This is a genomic window from Ensifer sp. Root954 (assembly GCF_001429005.1).
Classification (GTDB): domain Bacteria; phylum Pseudomonadota; class Alphaproteobacteria; order Rhizobiales; family Rhizobiaceae; genus Ensifer; species Ensifer adhaerens.
Window position 1 is genome coordinate 141,661 of the sequence record NZ_LMJM01000021.1, and the last position, 19,496, is coordinate 161,156.

Annotated in this window: 18 protein-coding genes; 4 read left to right on the top strand and 14 right to left on the bottom strand. The window is 63.7% G+C overall.

The window, feature by feature from the left end:
• The 4 genes from ASE71_RS11960 (at position 1) to ASE71_RS11975 (ending at position 3,051) form a co-directional block, all read left to right on the top strand.
• Positions 1-906, top strand: a complete 906-nt coding sequence (locus ASE71_RS11960; protein WP_034799460.1) for an ABC transporter permease — start codon at positions 1-3, stop codon at positions 904-906.
• A complete protein-coding gene (locus ASE71_RS11965; protein WP_034799458.1) occupies positions 906-1,739 on the top strand; it encodes an ABC transporter ATP-binding protein in 834 nt (277 codons plus the stop codon). The genes ASE71_RS11960 and ASE71_RS11965 overlap by 1 nt, the downstream gene beginning before the upstream one ends.
• The gene (locus tag ASE71_RS11970; RefSeq protein ID WP_060518341.1) at positions 1,736-2,476 is read left to right on the top strand and encodes an ABC transporter ATP-binding protein; all 741 of its coding nucleotides are present in this window, start codon (positions 1,736-1,738) and stop codon (positions 2,474-2,476) included. Before ASE71_RS11965 ends, ASE71_RS11970 begins: the two co-directional genes overlap by 4 nt.
• Before the next feature lie 68 nt (positions 2,477-2,544).
• Positions 2,545-3,051: a GAF domain-containing protein gene (locus ASE71_RS11975; RefSeq protein ID WP_034799456.1), complete on the top strand. Its 507-nt coding sequence runs from the start codon at positions 2,545-2,547 to the stop codon at positions 3,049-3,051.
• 43 nt (positions 3,052-3,094) lie between these two features.
• Here the strand turns inward: ASE71_RS11975 and ASE71_RS11980 are convergent, their stop codons facing one another.
• The 14 genes from ASE71_RS11980 to ASE71_RS12045 form a co-directional block, all read right to left on the bottom strand.
• Complete coding sequence (locus tag ASE71_RS11980; RefSeq protein WP_060518281.1) at positions 3,095-4,186, bottom strand: ABC transporter ATP-binding protein; 1,092 nt, start codon at positions 4,184-4,186, stop codon at positions 3,095-3,097.
• An 85-nt stretch (positions 4,187-4,271) separates the two neighbouring features.
• Entirely contained in the window at positions 4,272-5,726 is a 1,455-nt protein-coding gene (locus ASE71_RS11985) for an extracellular solute-binding protein (RefSeq protein ID WP_034799450.1), read from the bottom strand.
• A gap of 40 nt (positions 5,727-5,766) precedes the next feature.
• Positions 5,767-6,795, bottom strand: coding sequence for a carbohydrate ABC transporter permease (locus tag ASE71_RS11990; protein WP_034799447.1), 1,029 nt, complete (start codon positions 6,793-6,795; stop codon positions 5,767-5,769).
• On the bottom strand, positions 6,792-7,667 hold the full coding sequence (locus ASE71_RS11995; protein WP_034799444.1) for a carbohydrate ABC transporter permease: 876 nt from the start codon (positions 7,665-7,667) through the stop codon (positions 6,792-6,794). The genes ASE71_RS11990 and ASE71_RS11995 overlap by 4 nt, the downstream gene beginning before the upstream one ends.
• On the bottom strand, positions 7,664-8,596 hold the full coding sequence (gene rbsK / locus ASE71_RS12000; RefSeq protein ID WP_060518283.1) for a ribokinase: 933 nt from the start codon (positions 8,594-8,596) through the stop codon (positions 7,664-7,666). The genes ASE71_RS11995 and rbsK overlap by 4 nt, the downstream gene beginning before the upstream one ends.
• A 103-nt stretch (positions 8,597-8,699) precedes the next feature.
• On the bottom strand, positions 8,700-9,152 hold the full coding sequence (locus ASE71_RS12005; protein ID WP_060518285.1) for an RbsD/FucU family protein: 453 nt from the start codon (positions 9,150-9,152) through the stop codon (positions 8,700-8,702).
• Between the two features lie 134 nt (positions 9,153-9,286).
• Positions 9,287-11,671 (bottom strand): aldehyde dehydrogenase family protein, encoded by a 2,385-nt coding sequence (locus ASE71_RS12010; RefSeq protein WP_060518287.1) that lies wholly within the window; start codon positions 11,669-11,671, stop codon positions 9,287-9,289.
• Between the two features lie 5 nt (positions 11,672-11,676).
• Positions 11,677-12,690 (bottom strand): deoxyribose-phosphate aldolase, encoded by a 1,014-nt coding sequence (gene deoC / locus ASE71_RS12015; protein WP_060518289.1) that lies wholly within the window; start codon positions 12,688-12,690, stop codon positions 11,677-11,679.
• Positions 12,691-12,863: 173 nt separating this feature from the next.
• The gene (locus ASE71_RS12020; protein WP_034799429.1) at positions 12,864-13,595 is read right to left on the bottom strand and encodes a DeoR family transcriptional regulator; all 732 of its coding nucleotides are present in this window, start codon (positions 13,593-13,595) and stop codon (positions 12,864-12,866) included.
• A gap of 222 nt (positions 13,596-13,817) precedes the next feature.
• Positions 13,818-15,620, bottom strand: a complete 1,803-nt coding sequence (locus tag ASE71_RS12025) for an aminopeptidase P family protein (protein ID WP_082566306.1) — start codon at positions 15,618-15,620, stop codon at positions 13,818-13,820.
• 10 nt (positions 15,621-15,630) lie between these two features.
• Positions 15,631-16,653: an ABC transporter ATP-binding protein gene (locus tag ASE71_RS12030; protein ID WP_063891153.1), complete on the bottom strand. Its 1,023-nt coding sequence runs from the start codon at positions 16,651-16,653 to the stop codon at positions 15,631-15,633.
• 2 nt (positions 16,654-16,655) lie between these two features.
• Positions 16,656-17,669: an ABC transporter ATP-binding protein gene (locus tag ASE71_RS12035; RefSeq protein WP_060518295.1), complete on the bottom strand. Its 1,014-nt coding sequence runs from the start codon at positions 17,667-17,669 to the stop codon at positions 16,656-16,658.
• A gap of 1 nt (position 17,670) precedes the next feature.
• Positions 17,671-18,540 (bottom strand): ABC transporter permease, encoded by an 870-nt coding sequence (locus tag ASE71_RS12040; protein WP_034799417.1) that lies wholly within the window; start codon positions 18,538-18,540, stop codon positions 17,671-17,673.
• Positions 18,537-19,478: an ABC transporter permease gene (locus tag ASE71_RS12045; RefSeq protein WP_060518297.1), complete on the bottom strand. Its 942-nt coding sequence runs from the start codon at positions 19,476-19,478 to the stop codon at positions 18,537-18,539. Before ASE71_RS12045 ends, ASE71_RS12040 begins: the two co-directional genes overlap by 4 nt.
• Between the last annotated feature and the right edge of the window lie 18 nt (positions 19,479-19,496).

Consider the following 19,496-nt stretch of genomic DNA (forward strand, 5'->3'; position numbering starts at 1 on the left):
ATGACCACACTTCGCGACTGGCTGATCGACGACAGCCCCGCCTCGCCGATGCAGGCGCGCCTCGGGCGCTTCTATCGCATCTTCGGCGCGCTGATGCGCAATCCGCTCGCCGTTGTCGGCGCCGTCATCATCCTCGTTCTGGTGCTGACCGCGCTCTTTGCGCCGTGGCTCGCCACCCATGATCCGCTGCGCCAGTCGCTGAGCGAACGCCTGCTGCCGCCGAGTGCTGCCCACTGGATGGGAACCGACGAACTCGGCCGCGACATCTGGTCCCGCGTTGTCTACGGTTCACGCATCACGCTGGCCATCGTCACGCTGGTTGCAGTGCTCGCAGCCCCCGCCGGCCTGGTGATCGGCGTGGCCGCCGGTTATTTCGGTGGCTGGGTCGACCGTATACTGATGGGCATTACCGATATCTTCCTGTCGCTGCCGAAGCTCATCCTGGCGCTTGCCTTCGTTGCGGCCCTTGGTCCCGGCATCGAGAACGCGATCATCGCCATCGCGATCACCTCCTGGCCCGGCTATGCCCGTGTCGCTCGTGCGGAGACGCTGACCTTCAAGAACTCCGAATTCATTTCGGCGGTGCGTCTGCTCGGCGCGTCGAGCCTCCGGGTCAATCTCGGCCACGTGCTCCCGCTCTGCACCTCATCGATGATCGTCCGCGTCACGCTCGACATGGCCGGCATCATCCTGACGGCCGCCGGTCTCGGCTTCATCGGACTTGGCGCTCAGCCGCCACTTCCCGAATGGGGCGCGATGATCTCGCGCGGTCGCTCCTTCATTCTCGATCAGTGGTGGGTCGCGACCATGCCCGGCTTTGCCATCATTCTCGTTAGCCTCGGCTTCTGCTTCCTCGGTGATGGCCTGCGCGACGTGCTCGATCCGAAGAGCGGGGAGCAGCGCTGATGAGCAATCTTCTCGAAGTCGAAAACCTGCGCGTCACCTTCCCGACGCCCCGCGGTGATCTCGAAGTCGTGCGCGGCATCTCCTTCACCCTCGGCCGCGAACGCCTCGGCATCGTCGGCGAGAGCGGCTCGGGCAAGTCGATGACCGGTCGCTCGATCCTGCAGCTGATCCGGGCACCGGGTCGGGTCACCGCCGACAAGCTCGTCTTCGACGGCGTCGACCTCCTGAAGCAGTCCGAGCGGCAGATGCGCGCCATCCGCGGCGCCCGCATTTCCATGGTGATGCAAGACCCGAAGTTCTCGCTGAACCCGGTCATGACCATCGGCGAGCAGATCGCCGAAGCGTTGCTGACGCACCAGAAGCTGCCGCGCCGCGAGGTCAACGCGCGCGTGCTTACGATGCTGGAATCGGTGCGCATTGCAGATCCGGAACGCGTCGCCAAGCTCTACCCGCACGAAGTCTCCGGTGGCATGGGCCAACGCGTGATGATCGCGATGATGCTGATCCCCGAGCCGGACCTTCTGATCGCCGACGAGCCGACCTCGGCGCTCGACGTTTCCGTCCAGGCCCAGGTGCTCGACATCATCGACGAACTGGTGAAACGCAAGGGCATGGGCCTGATCTTCATCAGCCATGACCTCAATCTCGTCTCCAGCTATTGCGACCGCATCCTCGTGATGAACACCGGCGAGGTGGTCGAGGAATGCAAGGCCGGCGAACTGATGGCGGCCAAGCACCCCTATACGCGCGGGCTGATCGCCTCCATTCCGCGCCTCGATGAAACACGGGACGAGCTGCCGGTGCTCGACCGCAGCGCATGGGCCAAGGCATGACCGCGCTCTCTCTGAAGAACCTCGACATCTCGTACGGCGACGTGCAGATCACCCACGACGTCAATCTCGATATCGCCGACGGCGAGAGCTTTGCCCTTGTCGGCGAAAGCGGCTCGGGAAAATCGACGGTGCTGAAGGCGATCGCAGGTCTCGCGCCGGAATGGACCGGCGAGATCGCCGTGCTCGGCTCGCCCCGCGGCCACGGCATCGACCGCGCCTTTTCGCGTCAGTGCCAGATGGTGTTCCAGGATCCCTACGGCTCGCTGCATCCGCGAAAGACGGTCGACGCCACGCTCGGCGAAGCGCTGACGATCCACGGCATCGGCGACCGCAACGCCCGCATCGAGGAGGTCATGACCTCGGTCGGCCTCGATCGCAAGTTCCGCTTCCGCTTTCCGCACCAGCTCTCGGGCGGCCAGCGCCAGCGCGTGGCAATCGCCCGGGCGCTGATGCTGAAGCCGAAGGTGCTCTTACTCGACGAGCCGACATCCGCGCTCGACGTTTCGGTCCAGGCCGAAATCCTCAACCTGTTGAAGCGCCTCCGGCGCGAGCAGAACCTCACCTTCCTGATGGTCACCCACAACCTGGCGGTCGTCTCCTTCCTCTGCGATCGCCTCGCTGTCATGCGCCAGGGCCGGATCGTCGAGATTGCCGATGTCGCCGACCTCAAGCGCGGTGACCTCAAGGATCCCTATTCGCGCGAGCTGATGCAGATCAGCGCCGCGCATGCCAACTAGGATGGGACAACACCGACGATTTATCGTCTGTCCCCTTCTAAGATATCGAGTAACCCCAAGGACATAGCATGAACAGTGAACAGATCGCTGCCGCGCTGGCGGAATTCGACGCGGCCATTGCCAAGACCACCGATGCCGATGCGGTATGGACCGCATTGCAGACGCTTAGCCGCCAGGTGATCGGCGCCAAGCTCTTCACCATCATGACCGTAGACATGGTCAACGAAGTCGCGCGCCGCGCCTACACCTCGCACCCCGCGGAGTACCCGACCTCGGGCACCAAGCCGATCCGCTACGACAGCTGGTTCGACATCGTGCACAAGGCGCACCAGACCTTCGTCGCCAACACCATCGCCGATATCGCCAAGGTTTTCCCGGACCACGAGACGATCTGGTCGCTCGGCTGCGGCTCGGTTGCCAACATCCCGGTCGTTGTCGGCGGCGAGCTGCTCGGCACCGTCAACTGCCTCGACGTCGAGCATCACTACACGCCGGAGCGCGTGGCACTCTCCAAGCACCTGGAGCTGCCGGCGAAGCTCGCCTTCCTCGCCGCAGCACGCGCCGAGAAGAAGTAAGACAGCAGGCCGGAGGCGTCATCGCCTTCGGCCATCCATCCGCTCAGCGGCCGATCGCCCCACCGGTTTCCTTCAGGAAGAAATGCATTTTCTCCGTCTCGATCGGCACCGCGATCTGATCGTCGGGGCCGATGCGTGACGCGGCGTGAACCTGCGCCGTGAAAGCGGCAGGCCCGACCCGGCCAAGAGCCAGCGTATGCGGGCCGAGCGGTTCGATATCGCGCACGATCAGCCTGACTGTTGGCGCATTGGCGTCCGTCGCCATCGTATGTTCCGGCCGGATGCCGAGCACGACCGCTTTTCCGACGTAGGCGCCGAGTTTTTCGGCGCAGTTTTCCGGGATAGCCACCGCCACGTCCCCATCCGCTATGAACTGCATCCCTCCATCGCCGCGCTCCAGCCGCCCCTCGAGGAAATTCATGCTCGGCGCACCGATGAAGGCGGCGACGAAAAGATTGGCGGGGGCCTCATAGAGCGTGATCGGATCGGCCGCCTGCTCGATGCGGCCCTGGTTCATGACGACGACGCGGTCGGCCATGGTCATGGCTTCCACCTGATCGTGGGTCACGTAAACGGCAGTCGTCTGAAGACGCCGGTGCAAGAGCTTGATTTCGGTGCGCATTTCGATGCGAAGTTTGGCATCTAGGTTCGACAGCGGCTCGTCGAAGAGGAAGACATCCGGCTGGCGTACGATCGCCCGGCCGATCGCCACGCGCTGGCGCTGGCCGCCCGATAGTGCGCTCGGCTTGCGATTGAGATAGGCGCCGAGGTTGAGGATGCGAGCGGCATCCGTTACCGCCTTTTCGATCTCCGCCTTCGGCGTGCCGCGCACCTTCATGCCGTAGCCGATGTTCTCGGCGACCGTCATGTGCGGATAGAGCGCGTAATTCTGAAACACCATGGAGCAATTGCGCAGGCCCGGTCTGAGATCGGTCACGTCGCGATCGCCAATCCGGATCGAACCCGAAGTCGCAGTTTCGAGGCCGGCAATCATCCTGAGCGTCGTCGTCTTGCCGCAGCCGGAGGGACCGACGAGCACGACGAACTCACGATCGGCAATGTCGAGATCGAGCGGCGGAATGACGGTGACGCTCCCGAAGGACTTGGTGATCTGCTGCAATCGGACCTGTGACATGCTGTAGCCTCTGATGCTGTCTGTGCCCGGTCTCGCCGGGGACGGTGGCGCCCGCCCCGATCGTTTCGGGGCGGGCGTGGGTTCGTTACTGCTGCGGCAAGCCCATCGAGGCGCGATAGGCGGCAAGCTGCTTGTCGCGGCCGAACTCGTCGGTCAGCTTGTTCCACTGTTCCGCGACGCTATCGAGCGCCTGTTGCGGCGTCACTTCGCCGGCAAGCGCCTTGGAAAGCTCGATCTCCAGCACTTCGGTATAGGAGAAGTAGCCGGGAAGGCGCATGTCGAGCGCGATGTTCTTGGCGGTCACCGCCTCCTTCTGCGCACCAAGATATTCCTTCGCCTCACGCTCGGAGAAGATCTTCGACCAGAGATCGAGATTGGTCGTGTGCGAGATGCGGTAAGGGTTCACACCGGTGCCGCCGGTAATCGCCGCCTGGCCCGAGACGGCCGGGCTCGTCAGGTACTGGATGTAGTTCCAGGCTGCTTCCTGCTTGGTCGAGGTCGCGGGAACTGCCGCCTGCCAACCGCCGAAGGCCATGAAGGAGGTCTGGACGACGTGGTCGAACTTGTCCCACTTCTTGGTCTTGTAGTTCCAGATCTCGTCCGATCCCGGCAGCGATGCCGAGCCGACATTGCCGGCCACCTTCGACTGCTTCGGGTCGGCACCGATGACGCCGGTATCACCCCAGCCGATCGATTCCGCCACCTGGCCGCCGGCAAAAGCGGCGTTCACTTCGCCGAAGGAGAAGTTCAGCGCGTTCGGCGGCGCGAGCTTTGAGGCCCGGATGTATTCCTCGAGGCCACGAACCCAGCCGGGATTGTTGACCTGCGCATCCATCGTTTCCGGATTGAAGAACATGGCGCCCGGATTGTCCGGATGGCTGGTATAACCGGCCACGTGGCTGAACAGGAACCAGAATTGCTGGCCGCCGCGGCGGAAGGCTTCCGCCGTGCCCCAGAGGTTGTTGGCCGGCTGGTTGAAGTATTCGGCGATGTCCAGGTACTGCTTCCAGGTCTTCGGCGGCGCCAGATCGTAGCCGTACTTTTCCTTGAAGGCCTTCTGGTTGTCGGCGTTCTCGAAGAGGTCGATTCGGTAGCTGTAGGTATGGGCGTCGCCGTCCATCGTCTGCGACAGCACCTTGCCGTTCCAGACCATCAGCTGTTCGCGGTAGACGGGCGCGATATCGTCCCAGTCGGCGCCCTTCTGCATGTCGGCCGGCATTTCCGACAGGAAGTCGGTGAAATCAGGGGCCCAGGCCGGTGCAAAGGCGATCACGTCGAAAGCGTCTTCGCCAGAGGTCAGCGAGGTCACGATCTTCGGATAGAGCTCCGACCACGGGAACTCGACGACCTTGACCTTGCCGCAGGTCTTTTCCTCCCAGCCTTTGGCCGCAAGCTGCAGCGCCGAGGCAATGTAAGGACCGGTCTGTGTGGTCGCCGTCAGTTCGACGCCGGTGTAATCCGGGTCGCAGGCGAGCGCCGTTCCCGCGCTCCCCGATGCGAGTGCGGCGAGAGATGCAGATGCCAGTAGCAATTTCCTCATTCTATCCTCCCTGTGAATGAATGCATGCCAAAGCGGTTGGTTACTTGATCGCTCCAAGAAGCAGGCCGGAGCGCATGAGCCGGCTCAAAAGCCCGGCCATGACCATCATCGGAATGATGGCAACGAGGGCGGCAGCGGAAATCGCCCACCATTCGTCGCCGCGCTGGCTGTTCTGGCCGGCAACGAGAATGGGCAGCGTCTGCCATTTGGAGTTGGTCAGGAACAGCGCGAACAGGAACTCGTTCCAGACGAAGGCGAGCGTGATCATGAAGGTGGCGATCAGACCCGGCTTCGACATCGGCAGCACAATGCCGAAGAAGATCCGCCACGACGGCACGTTGTCGACCATCGCCGCCTCCTCGACCTCCACCGGCAGCGCCTCGAAGAAGTCGCGCATCAGCCAGATGACGATCGGCAGCGAGAAAGCGATATAGGCGAAAGTGAGGCCGATATAGCTGTCGACCAGCTTGAAGCCGAGTTTGCCCATCTCGGTGTACATCAGGTAGAGCGCAAAGGCAGCGACGATCGGCGGGAACATGCGCTGGCTGACGAACCAGAAGACGATGTCGTTGTTGCCAAGTTCCGGCCCCGGAAGGCGAAAGCGGCTCGAGATCACCGCAAGCGCGAGCGCTGCGACAAAGGCATAGACCAGCGAGATGCCCTGGCCGTAGCCAAGCACATGGCGGCCGAGCAGGAAGCCGCCGAAGGCGATCACCACGAAGATCAGTGCCGAGAGCAGGCGAAAGCGGAAGGTGAAGCGCACCAGCGCATAGGCTGCCATGGCGCCGATGAAGGTCGCGGCGATCGACGCCGAAAGGCCGATGATTGTCGAGGCCAGGAAGGTGTTGAAGAACTGGCCACGCTGGCCCGACAACAGCTCGCTCCAGGCCGTCAAGCTCGGTTCGAAATCAACGAAGGGCAGATAGGTCGGCCCGCCGACGACGGCGATCGGCGTCTTGAACGAGGTGATCAGCACCCAATAGAGCGGAAAGAAGGTGATGGCGAGCCAGACGAGGCAGCCGCCGAGCGCCAGCCAGCGCCGTTTCCCTTTGAGAGTGCGCACGCTCATTTGTGCTTCTCCAGATAGGGCTTGAGGATGGCGAGATAGACGAGACCGATGACTGTGATGACAATCAGGAACAGGAACGAAAGCGCCGAGGTGTAGCCGAGGTTGAACTTCTTGAAGCCTTCCTGATAGGCAAACAGCGTCAGCGTCTCGGTCGATATCCCCGGCCCGCCGCCGGTCATGACGAAGACCGTGTCGATGATCTTGTAGCTCTCGATCAGCCGGATGAAGACGACGGCAACCGAGATCGGCAGGAGCATAGGAAAGGTGATGTCGCGGAACTGCTGCCAGGGCGTGGCATTTTCGAGCGCGGCCGCCTCGTAGACGTCGTCGGGCAAGGTCTGTAGCCCGGCAAGTAGCATGAGGATGACGAAAGGCGTCCATTGCCAGACCTCGACGGCAATGATCGAGCCGAGCGCCCAGCTGGTCTGGGTGAGGAACGGCAGGTTGGGGAACCCGATTGCCGTCATCAGCTCGTTGAGCGGGCCCATCGTCGGGTTCAGCACCTGGCGGGCGATCAGCGCGACGGCGACCGGCGCCACCAGCATCGGCAGCAGGAAGCTGACGCGGAAGATGCCCTCTCCCGGCACTCTTGAATTCAACGCCAACGCCACCGAAAGGCCGATCACATATTGCAGCCCGACGGAGATGAAGGCGATCAGCGTCGTCGTTCCCGCCACATGCCAGAACCGCGGGTTCTGCAGGAGATCGAGATAGTTGCCGAAGCCGACGAAGCGGGCCGGCGTCGGCGGCACCAGCCGCATGCTCATGAAGCTGGTCGTCAGCGAATAGACGAGCGGGAAGATCGAGATCATCAGCACGATGATCAGCGCCGGCCAGATGAAGAAGTGCTTGATCGGGTCGTTGCGCGTCATGCGGACGCCCCGCGCGCAAGCAGCGCCTCGATCTCGGCAAGCGTCGGCATGGCGGGCGCGGTGCCGCGGCGGGTGACCGCGATGCCGGCGGTGGCGCAGCCGAAGCGTACAGCGTCAACCGGTGAAAGGTCGCGGGCGAGCGCTGCGGAGAAGCCTCCGACAAAAGCGTCCCCCGCCCCGGTCGTGTCGATTACCGGCCCGCTGGCGATCGCCGGCACCAGCACCGACTGCTCGTGGTTGTGATAGAGCACGCCGCGTTCACCGAGCGTGATCAGCGCCGTTTTCGCACCCTTCTTCAGGATCGCGTCACCGGCACGACGAACGTCGTCTTCCGTGGCGAGCGCAAAACCGACGATGGCTGCGGCTTCCGTCTCGTTCGGCACAAGATAATCGCAGAGCGGATAGATCGCATCCGGGAAGGCTTCGGCCGGTGCCGGGTTGAAGACGGTGATGACGCCGGCCGCATGGGCAATTTCGAGCGCCAGCCGAGCGGCGGCCACCGGCTGCTCCAATTGGGTGACGAAGATGCGCGAACCTTCGATCGTCTCGCGCGCGGCCTCGACATCGTCGATCCCGATCGAGCCGGCGGCTCCCGGATAGACGATGATAGCGTTTTCGCCGTTCTGGTCGTTGACATAGATGAAGGCAGCCCCCGTAGGCAGATCGTCCATCTCAACGATCTTCGGCGTCACGCCGGCCTCGGCATAGGTGCGCAGCGCCATCTCGCCAAAGGTGTCGCAGCCGAGCTTGGAGATGAAGGAAACGGGACTTCCCGCCCGAGCACAGGCGACCGCCTGGTTCGAGCCCTTGCCTCCCGGCCCGACGGAAAAGCCGCTGCCGGTAATCGTTTCACCGACAACCGGCATGCGCCGCGCCAGATAGGCCGTGTCGGCCACGAAGATGCCAAGGATCGAAACACCAGTCTTCATTCAAGCCTCCCCCTGCGACCGCACCGCAAGCAAAGCGGCGTGCCCAGGCAATCTCTCGCGATTTCATCTGTCGTCTCGTGCCGCGCGGCGACCGCGCGGTCCGTCAGGTCTTGGGCGGAATGACGCCCTTGGTGAACAGGAAGCAGCCATAGAAGCGCGTCTCGCCCGTGGTGATGACGCAATAGGCCTTCTTGGCTTCCTCGTAGAACTTGAAGCGCTCGATGCCGTACATCGGCGCCGATTTACCCTCAGCGCGATCGATTACCGCCTGCACTTCCTGCTGCACGGGCAGCACTTCGTCGGGCGCACCCATCACCTCCATGCGCCCGGCCGAAGGCTGCAGCGGCGTATCGAGCGGCAGCACGGAAAGCACCGCTTCGACGGCACGCGCGGCCGAGACGTTGTCGATGCGCAACAGCGTGCCCAGCGTGGTCTTGCGGGCAATGGCGTCGGACGGGAAGTTGGTGTCGGAAATGACCAGCGTGTCGCCGTGTCCCATGGACCTGAGCGCGTGCAGCACATCGGCGTTCAGCGCCGGATCGATATTCTTCAGCATACAGTCCTCCTCCTGGCGCGCTCCGGTTTCCGTGGCGCGCAATGCATTCCCCCTTGCAGGCGAGCGCGTCTCCCTACTGTTCACTTGTCCCACAGCGCGGGCCGGCTCCCCCCGCCCCGCGCGTGGTGGCTCTCCTACTCGCCGTAGGGGATCCAGATGTTCTTGACGTCCGTCGCGCGGCGCAGATAGGCCGGGCCTTCTGCCGCCTCGCGATCGAGCCAGTTCGTCGCCTTTCCGTAGTCGACAAAGGTGCGCTTCAGGTTGCCGACCGAGAGCCTCTCCACGAGGGTCGAAAGTTCCGCCGAGCCGAAAGCCCAGAGCGCATCCACGTCGTTGTGGCTTGCGAGCGTCTTTGCCAGTTCGATCGTCGAACCGGTGACGATGTTGACGACACCGGCCGGGACGTCTGATGTTTCGAGCACCGTATAGAAATCGGTGGCCGCCAGCGGATGCTGTTCGCTCGGCACCACGACGACACGGTTGCCGGTGGCGATCAGCGGCGCGACCAGACTGATCATGCCAAGCAGCGGCGCTTCCGGCGGGCAAACGACGCCGACGACACCGATCGCCTCGGGGATCGCAAGTGCTACGCCGCGAAGCGGCGGCTGGTGGATCGCGCCTTCGTACTTGTCGGCCCAGGCGCCATAGGTGAAGAGGCGTGCGATCGAGGCTTCGACTTCCGCCTTGGCGTTGGCCGCAGACGCGCCGGTCATGTCGGCGATCCGATCGGCGAATTCGCCCGCACGGCCACTCAGGTTTTCGGCGATGTAGTAGAGGATCTGCGCGCGGTTGTGCGTCGTTGCCGACGACCAGCCGGATGCGGCTTGCGCTGCGACGACTGCGTTGCGGATGTCCTTGCGGTTGCCCTCGCCGACCTCGCCAAGCACCTTGCCCTTGGGCGAGAGCACGTTGCGGTTATAGTTGCCATCCGGCCGTGCCTGCTTGCCGCCGATGAAAAGCTTGGCGGTACGGTCGACGTCAGGCATGGCGAAATCGCCAGCCACGGGCTTCAATGCCGGTTCGACGGCGGCGGGACGCGGCTTGCGGCCGGCCCAAGCCTTCGGCTTCAGATATTCGTAGCAGCCCTCGCGACCACCCTCGCGGCCGAAGCCGGATTCGCGCTTGCCGCCGAAACCGGCAGACGCATCGAAGAGGTTAGTCGCATTGACCCAAACCACACCGGCGGCGAGCTTGGCCGCGACATGCAATGCCAGGCCGATGGTCTCGCTCCAGACGCTGGCGGCAAGGCCGTAGCGCGTATGGTTGGCAAGCTGGATCGCCTCTTCCGGGGTGCGGAAGGTCATGGAGACGGCGACGGGGCCGAAGATCTCTTCCGTCGCAACGATCGAGGTCGGCTGCACGCCGGTGAGCAGGGTCGGCGGATAGAAGCTGCCGCCCTTCGGCAGTTCGATCTTCGGCTGATGCAGCGCTGCTCCTTCGGAGACGCCCTTGGCGACCAGGTCTTCGATCCGCTGCAACTGCACCGGCGCGACGATTGCCGCCATGTCGATCGCCTTGTCGAGCGGATGGCCGACGCGCAGCGTCTGCATGCGGCGCTTCAGGCGCTCGTAGAACAGCGGTGCCACGCCTTCCTGCACGAGGATGCGCGAGCCGGCGCAGCAAACCTGGCCCTGGTTGAACCAGATGGCGTCAACCACGCCTTCGACGGCGCCGTCGATATCAGCGTCGTCAAAGACGATGAAGGGTGACTTGCCGCCGAGTTCGAGCGTCAGCGACTTGCCGGTGCCGGCGGTGCGCTCACGGATGAGGCGGCCGACTTCGGTCGAGCCGGTAAAAGCGATCTTGTCGATGTCCGCATGCTCGACAATCAGCGCGCCGGTTTCACCTTCGCCGGTAACGACGTTGAGCACGCCGGCCGGAAGACCTGCTGCAGCGGCCAGTTCGGCAAAGAGCAGCGCCGTCAGCGGCGTGAATTCCGCCGGTTTCAGGATCACCGTGTTACCGAGCGCCAGAGCGGGCGCGACCTTCCAGGCGAGCATCAGGAACGGGAAGTTCCAGGGAATGATCTGGCCGACGACGCCGACCGGAACCTGATCGGCAAATTCGGTTTCCTGCAGCTGGGCCCAGCCGGCATGGTGATAGAAGTGACGGGCGGCAAGCGGCACGTCGATGTCGCGCGTCTCGCGGATCGGTTTGCCGTTGTCGAGCGCCTCGACCACGGCAATCAGACGCGCATGGCGCTGGATCATGCGGGCGAGCGCATAGAGATGACGGGCGCGGGCATGGCCCGGCAGTTTTGCCCAGGCGGCTTGCGCCTTGCGGGCAGCGGCAACCGCATCGTCGACGTCCTTGGCACCGCCGAGCGCGATCTTTGCAAGCAGCTTGCCGGTTGCCGGCTCCTTCGTCTCGAAGGTCTTGCCCGAGGCGGAGGCGACGAAGGCGCCGTTGATGAAGTGGCCGAATTCGCCCTTGTGACGGGCGAGCCACTGGCGGGCTTCCGTATCGGCTTCAGGGGCTGGACCATAGGACATTTCGTCAAAATACCTTGCGACAGTCATCGGGATCATCCAATCGGGTGACGGTTGAGGGCCGAGTAGGCGCCGGTAACGTGATGCTCGAGCTGACGCTCGATATCGGCAAGCAGGCTCGATGCGCCGATGCGAAAGAGATCCGGCTCAAGCCATTCGCGGCCAAGCTCGTCCTTCATCAGGAACTGGTAGTTCAGGATGTCCTTGGCCGCCGAAATGCCGCCGGCCGGCTTGTAGCCGACCTTGAGGCCGGTCTGTTCCTGATAGGCGCGGATCATGCGCAGCATGACGAGCGTGACCAGCAGCGTCGCATTGACGCCTTCCTTGCCGGTCGAGGTCTTGATGAAATCGGCGCCAGCCATCATGCAGACGAGCGAAGCGCGCGCGACGTTGCGCAGCGTCTTCAGGTCGCCGGTCGCAAGAATAGCCTTCACATGAGCGTCACCGCAGGCGGCACGGAAATCGCGCATCTCGTCATAGAGTGCCTGCCAGTTGCCCGTCAGCACATGCTCGCGGGTGATGACGATATCGATTTCCTTGGCGCCATCGGCGACGGAGGCTTCGATCTCGCGCAGCTTCACGTCATGCGGGATCAGGCCGGCAGGAAAACCGGTGGAGACGGCTGCCACCGGGATACCGGACCCTTCGAGCGCCTCGACGGCGGTGGAAACGAAACGATGGTAGACGCACACGGCACCGGTCGTGATACCGCGACTGCCCATGCCGATCGCATCGAGCAGATCCTGGCGCACCGGTTGGCGCGCCTTGGCGCAGAGCCGCTTGACGCGCTCCGTCGTGTCGTCGCCATTGAGCGTCGTGAGGTCGATGCAGGTAACGGCTTTCAACAGCCAGGCGGCCTGCGCGTCCTTCTTCACCGTGCGGCGACCGGGCAGCGTCGCAACGCGACGCTCGGCGGCCGACAGATTGACGCGCTGGTCCAGCACCCAGCCAAGATCGAGATCGATGCCGTTGTTGCGCGGCCAGTTATGGCCCGCCGCCGGCGAATGCGCGGCCTTCGGCGCGCCAGTTTTCACAGCAAGGTCTTCCAAGCGATGGCTCCTTGAACTCCCTGTCACGACCAGCCGCACTCGAGCACAGCCGCCGAGAACTCATTTTTGTTATTTTTCTATCGAATTTTTGTGACTATTCCATCAAGAACAGAGAGTGTCAAGCGAGACACGGCCGTTTTGACGATTTCGTAATATTTTTGCGGATGCCGCCTTCACAGGCCCGGCAGCTGCGTTTCGCCCTCTTCGGTGATGATAGAGCGAAAAACGCCGATTGGCGCGAAAAAAGCCGGCTTCAGCTTGCCGATCTTGCTGAGGTCGACGACCAGATGGCTCTCGCGCGCCAGCGAGATGACCTTCTGCTTCACCGACACCTCGTGGAAATGCACGCAGGTCGCACCACGCGCCGGATCGATGCCGGCGGCCGACAGGAAGGCGACGTTGATGCCGAGCGAATCGAGAGTCTCCAGACCGGAGTTGCCGGAAAAAGACGCAGACGAAGGGTGATAGACGCCACCAAGCATGACGATCCGAACATTCGGCTTATGGGTCAGCTTCTCCGCCACGTTCAGAGAATAACATACTGCTGTTATTGAATAATTCTCGGGAACGAGGTCGACGAGATATTCGAGTGTGGTGCCGCAATCGATGAAGATCGTCTCGTCCGGGCGGATATGGCGCGCCGCGTGGACACAGGCCTCGCGCTTGGCGGCAGCGTGGCTGTCGGCCTCGCGTGCCAGCTCGTAGGGCGCATCGCCTTCGATCTCCGACGCCGGCACGATATGTCCGCCGAGAAAAGCAAACTGGCCGGGATTGTCGGCAACGTCACGACGGATCGTCATTTCAGAGACGCCGAGCAGGGCCGCGGCGTCGCGCAAGTGCAGGACTCTCCGTCCTGAAAGGGCATCTGCGAGCTGGATGATGCGGGCTGTCTTGCGGCTGACCATAATTTCTTCCGTGTCCGACGAGTTCTGCAGCCGTTCATGGCGTGAACAGATTTTGTGAAAAATATCACAAATCCTCTCCCCCAAGCAAGAGGAGTCACATTGATTGAAAGCGACCTGATCGCGGCCGGGGAGCCGATCGCCAAAAATGACAACGGCGGACCAACCGGCCCGCCGCTCCACTGTCGTCATATCAATCCGCGAGAAGAAGCGGACGAGGCGCTATCACGCGCTGATCGGCGCCGTCCGGTCGGAAAGCCAGTCCACCGTCTCCGGTTCAAGCAAGCCGTCCAGTTCCTGCGCGACGCGACGGTGATAGGCATCGATCCAGGTCCGCTCGGCCGCCGTCAGCAAGCCGAAATCGGCCAGCCGCAGATCGATCGGCACCAGCGTCAGGCTGCGGAAGCTCAGGAAACCGTCGCCGTCGTCGACCACCTCCACCTGGTTTTCGATGCGGATGCCGTAGGCGCCGGCCTTGTAGTAGCCCGGCTCGATCGTCGTCACCATGCCCGGCTTCAGCTCGATCTCGTTGACGCGGCGATCGAAGCGCTGCGGCTGTTCGTGGACCGAGAGAAAGTGACCGACCCCATGGCCGGTGCCGTGGTCATAATCGAGACCAAGATCCCAGAGCGGGCGGCGGGCAAAGGCGTCGAGCTGGTGGCCGAAGCTTCCCCTGGGGAATTTCAGCGATGCCATAGAGATCAACCCCTTAAGGACGGCCGTGTAGGCCCGCCGGATCTCGTCGCTGACCGGACCGATCGCCGTCGTGCGCGTGGCATCGGTGGTGCCGGTCAGATACTGCCCGCCAGAATCGAGCAGATAGACACCGTCCTTGCGGATCAGCCCGTTGCTCGCCTCGGTGGCTGCGTAGTGACACATGGCGGCATGACCGCCGGCTGCCGAAATCGAGCGGAAGCTCGGCTCGACGAAACTTTCGGCCATCTGGCGATAGGCGAGGATACGCTCTTCCGCTTCCAGTTCGGTCACCGGTTTGCCGCTCGCCTCCCGTTCGGCGGCGTGCCGCTCGAGCCAGGCAAAGAAGCGAACCCAGGCGGCGCCGTCCAGACGGTGACAATCGCGGAAGCCCGAGAGCTCGGTCGTGTTCTTGTGCATCTTGGCGAGCGTGATCGGGCTCTTCGCGAGCTGCACGGTGCCGCCTGCGGCGCGTGTGGCATGGGCCGTGGCCGACGGGGCAAATCCGGGATCGATCAGCGCCGTGCGTCCGGCCGCCATCGCCCTGACGCGGTCGAGCAACTTGCCAGGCTCGGCAATGGCAACATCGTCAAGCTCGAAGTCCGAGAGGTCGTTCGGAAGCTTGCGATGATCGACCAGCCATTCCGTTTGCCCGGCGCGGTCGAAGATCAGGAAGGACTGCGGCATCGGGTTGAAGGCGACGTCGCGGCCGCGGACATTGAGGAACCACGCGATATTGTCCGGCTGCGCCTCGATCAAAAGATCGGCCCCCTGCTCCGCCAGCATGGTGGCGATGCGGCGCTTCTTCTCGGCAACGCTTTCGCCGGCATTGGCGACCGGGAAGGCGGTGATCTTGCCGAGCGGTTTTTCCGGCTGGTCGGTCCAGATCGCGTCGACAAGATCCCCGTCGACAGGCGTCCAGACGCCACCCGCCAGCTCGACCGAGCGGCTGCAATCCGCATCCCAGGTGGACGGTAGCAGCATCGCATTGAAGCCGACGCGTTCGCCGTTGCGCAGATTGTTCTTCAGCCAATCCTTGAGCGGTGCGTCATAGAAGTGTTCGATCGCGAAGGTGCCGAGATCCACTTCGTCGCGCACCTGCACCTGATAGCGACCATCGACGAAGATCGCGGCGCGGTCGCGCATGACGATCGCCACGCCGGCCGAGCCAGTGAAGCCGGTGACAAAGGCCAGTCGATGGTCGTGTGGCGCGCAGTATTCGCCCTGATGTTCGTCGAAGCGCGGCACGAGGTAGCCGTCGAGCCCCGCTTCCGCAAGTTTGCGCCGCAGCGCGCCGATGCGGCCGGAGATATCCGGCCTTGCTCTCGTATCCATGATGTCTTTCCTATCGAGTGGCGTTTGAGGCGTCGCCGATCGTCTCGGCGAAATGGCAGGCGGTCATGCCCGATCCGACCGGGCGCAACGCCGGCTTTTCGCGGCGGCAGCGTTCGGTCGCGTGCGGGCAGCGCACGTGGAAGGGGCAGCCGGGCGGGATGGCGAGCGGGCTCGGCAGCTCACCCGACAGTGCCGGCGTGCGACGCCTGGCGCCCGGGTCAAGCGACGGTGCGGCAGCAAGCAGTCCCTTGGAATAGGGATGCATCGGCTTCGAAAACAGCGCCTCCGACGGGCCTATTTCGACGATGGCGCCGAGATAGATGACGGCGACGCGGTGCGAGACATGGCGTACGAGGCGAAGGTCGTGGGCAACGAACAGCACCGTCAGGCCCAGCTCGTCCTGAAGTTCGATCAGGAGATTGACGACCTGCGCCTGCACCGAAACGTCGAGCGCGGAAACGAGTTCGTCGGCGACCAGGCAGGTCGGTTCCAGCGACAGCGCCCGCGCAATGCCGATGCGCTGGCGCTGGCCGCCGGAGAACTCGTGCGGGAACTTATCCGCGGCCCCTTCGGGCAGCCGCACCAGATCCAGCAGCTCGTCGACGCGACGATCGATCGCCGCTCCATCGCGCATGCGATGCACCGTGATCGCCTCTCGCAAGGTATCGCGCACGGTCATGCGGGGGTTGAGCGAGGTATAGGGGTCCTGAAACATCATCTGGACGCGCCGGTTATAGGCGCGCCTCCGTGCCCCCTTGAGGCCGACGACGCTCTCGCCCTCGAACAGGATATCGCCTGATGTCGGCCGGTGCAGGCCGGCGATCAGGCGCGCAAGCGTGGACTTGCCGCAGCCGGATTCACCGACGATCCCGAGCGTCTCGCCGGGCATCACATCGAGATCGATGCCGTTGACCGCCGAGACGACCTGCTGCGGACGGCGGGCGAGCGTGTCGGACAGCGAGCGCCGTTTCTCGAACTGGATCGACAGCGCACGCAGCGAAAGCAAAGGCGTTGTGCTTGCTGAAGTGGGCATGATCATTGCGCCGCCTCCCGCGGTCCGAAATGCGCTTGGGCATCTTCAAGATGATGGCAGGCAACGAGCCGCGACGAACCAATCACTTCGAGCGCTGGCCGAATGTCAGGACATTCGCGTCCTGCGACCGGACAGCGGGCGCTGAAGGCGCAGCCGCCTGGAAGCGCGTTCAACGCCGGCGGCGCGCCGGGGATCGAATAGAGCGGCGTTCGCGGCGCAACGTCGCGCGGGATCGAGCGCAACAACCCCAAGGAATAGGGATGGCGCGCGTCGGCGATCACATCCGTCGTCGTACCGACTTCGCAAAGCCTGCCACCATACATGACGGCCACGCGATCGCAGGTCTCGGCGACGACACCCATGTCATGGGTGACGAGGATCACCGCCATGCCGAGATCGCGGCTCAGCGACTGGATGAGCCTGAGGATCTGGTCCTGGATGGTGACATCGAGCGCCGTCGTCGGCTCGTCGGCCAACAGCAGCTTCGGATTGGAGGCAAGCGCAATGGCGATCATCACCCGCTGGCGCATGCCGCCGGAGAACTCGTGCGGGAAATCGTCGAGACGATTGCGGGCGCCGGGGATGCCGACGAGATCGAGCAGTTCGATCGCGCGTGCCTTCCGCGCTTTTGCGTCGAGGTTCGTATGCGCCACGAGGTTTTCCTGGATCTGCAGGCCGACCGTCAGCAGTGGATTGAGCGACGACATCGGCTCCTGGAAGATCATCGCAATCTCGCGGCCGCGGATGCGCCGGAGACGCGCCTCGTCGAGCGGAACGAGGTCGCGGCCGTTCCAGAGGATTTCGCCGGCGACCCGGCCGCGCGGCCGGATGATGCCGAGGATCGAGCGCAGCGTGATGCTCTTGCCCGAGCCGGATTCGCCGACCAGCCCAAGGATCTCGCCCTGCCCCACCTGGAACGAGACGTCGTCCACCGCGACCAGTGGGCGATCTTGCGGGCCGAACTCGGTTCGAAGGTGCCTGACGTCGAGCACGACCGGTTTTTCTGTGCTTTTCATCTCAGCGCCCCTTCGGCCGAAGCAGATCGGCCAGCGCGTCGCCGACGAGGCTGAAGCCGAGCCCGGTCAGAACGATGGCGATGCCGGGCATCAGGCTCATCCACCAGGCCGTCATCAGGAAGTTGCGGCCCTCCGCGATCAAGACGCCCCATTCGGCAGCCGGCGGCTGTGCGCCGAGGCCGAGATAGCCGAGCGACGAGCCGAGCAGGATCGCGAGCGCCATATCGGTCATCCAATAGACGAGGATTGGCGAGATCGCGTTCGGCAGCAGATGGCGGAAGATGATGCGGCGATCGGAGTAGCCGAGAACCCGGCCGGCCGCGGCATAGTCGTTGGCCTTCTGCGCCATGATTTCGGCGCGCGTCAGCCGGGCGTAATAGACCCAGTTCACCGCGGTGATCGCCACATACATGTTGACGAGGCCAGGGCCCAGCACCGCGACGATCGCGATCACCAGCACCAGGAAGGGAAAGGTGATGATCGCGTCGACGCAACGGCCGAAGATCACGTCGGCAATGCCGCCGTAGTAACCGACGAAGGCGCCAACGGTGAGGCCGATCAAAAGCGCGAAGATCGTCGCGAAGAAGGCCATCTGCATGTCGACGCGATAGGCCCAGATGACGCGCGAGAGCACATCGCGGCCGAAATTGTCGGTGCCGAAGGGATGCGCAAGGCTCGGCCCCTGCTGGATCGCCTGGAGGTCGAAGGCAAGCGGGTCGTAAGGAGCAAAGAGCTGAGGGAACACCGCAAGCGCCAGCGACAGGCCGAGAATGACAATGCCGATCACGAAAGAAGGACGGGCGAAGGCGCGTGCCAGAAAGGCGGCGAGCCGTCCCCGCGTCCGCGAATGGGTGAGAGTCAGGACCGTCATGATTGGCGAAGCCTCGGATCGAGCCAGGATTGCACGACATCCGTCAAGAGGAAGACGACGGAGACGAGCACGGCGAAGGTGAGCGTCAGGCCCTGGATCAGCGGATAGTCGCGGGCAAAGATCGCCTCCAGCATCAGCCGGCCGACACCAGGAATGGCAAAAACCGTCTCGGTCACCAGCGTGCCGCTCATCAGGTTGCCGATCGACAACCCCAGCAGAGTGACCGTCGAAACGAGCGCATTGCGCAACACGTGCCGGGTCATGATGATGCGCGGCGACAGGCCCTTGGCCCGCGCGAACTGCACATAGTCGGCGTCGAGCACCTCGATCAGCGAGGCGCGCAGATTGCGCAGGATGATCGCCGACGTATAGAGCGCGACGCTGAGTGCGGGCAGGATCAGGTGATAGAGATTGGCGAAAAAGGTCTTGCCGTAGCCGCCGACCGGAAACCAGCGCAACTGCGCCGCAAGCACGGTGAGCAGCAGGAGCCCGATGTAAAAGACGGGCATGGAAAGACCGACCTGAAAGACGCTGCGGATGGCAACATCGACAGGGCTGTTGACGCGCGCTGCCGCGAGGAAGGCGAGCGGCCCGGCGAGGAACACAGCAAGCACGACCGCATAGAGCGCCAGGAAGATCGTCGTCGGCAACCGGCTGAGAATGACCTCGGTCACCGGCGCCTTCAACATGATCGAGCGGCCGAGATCGCCGGTCAGCGTGTTCTTGACGAAGACGAGGAACTGCACCGGCAACGGCTCATCGAGACCGAGATTGTGCCGGATCTGTTCAAGCTGCGCATCGGTCGCCTTGGCCTCGGCCATGGCGATGGCCGGATCTCCCGGCAAAAGGCGCACGAGCAGGAAGATGAAGATCATCACCAACAGGAACGTCGGGATGATCTGCAGCAGCCGTGCAACGAGATAGGAAAGTGAGGGCATGGTTCCAACCTTCAACGG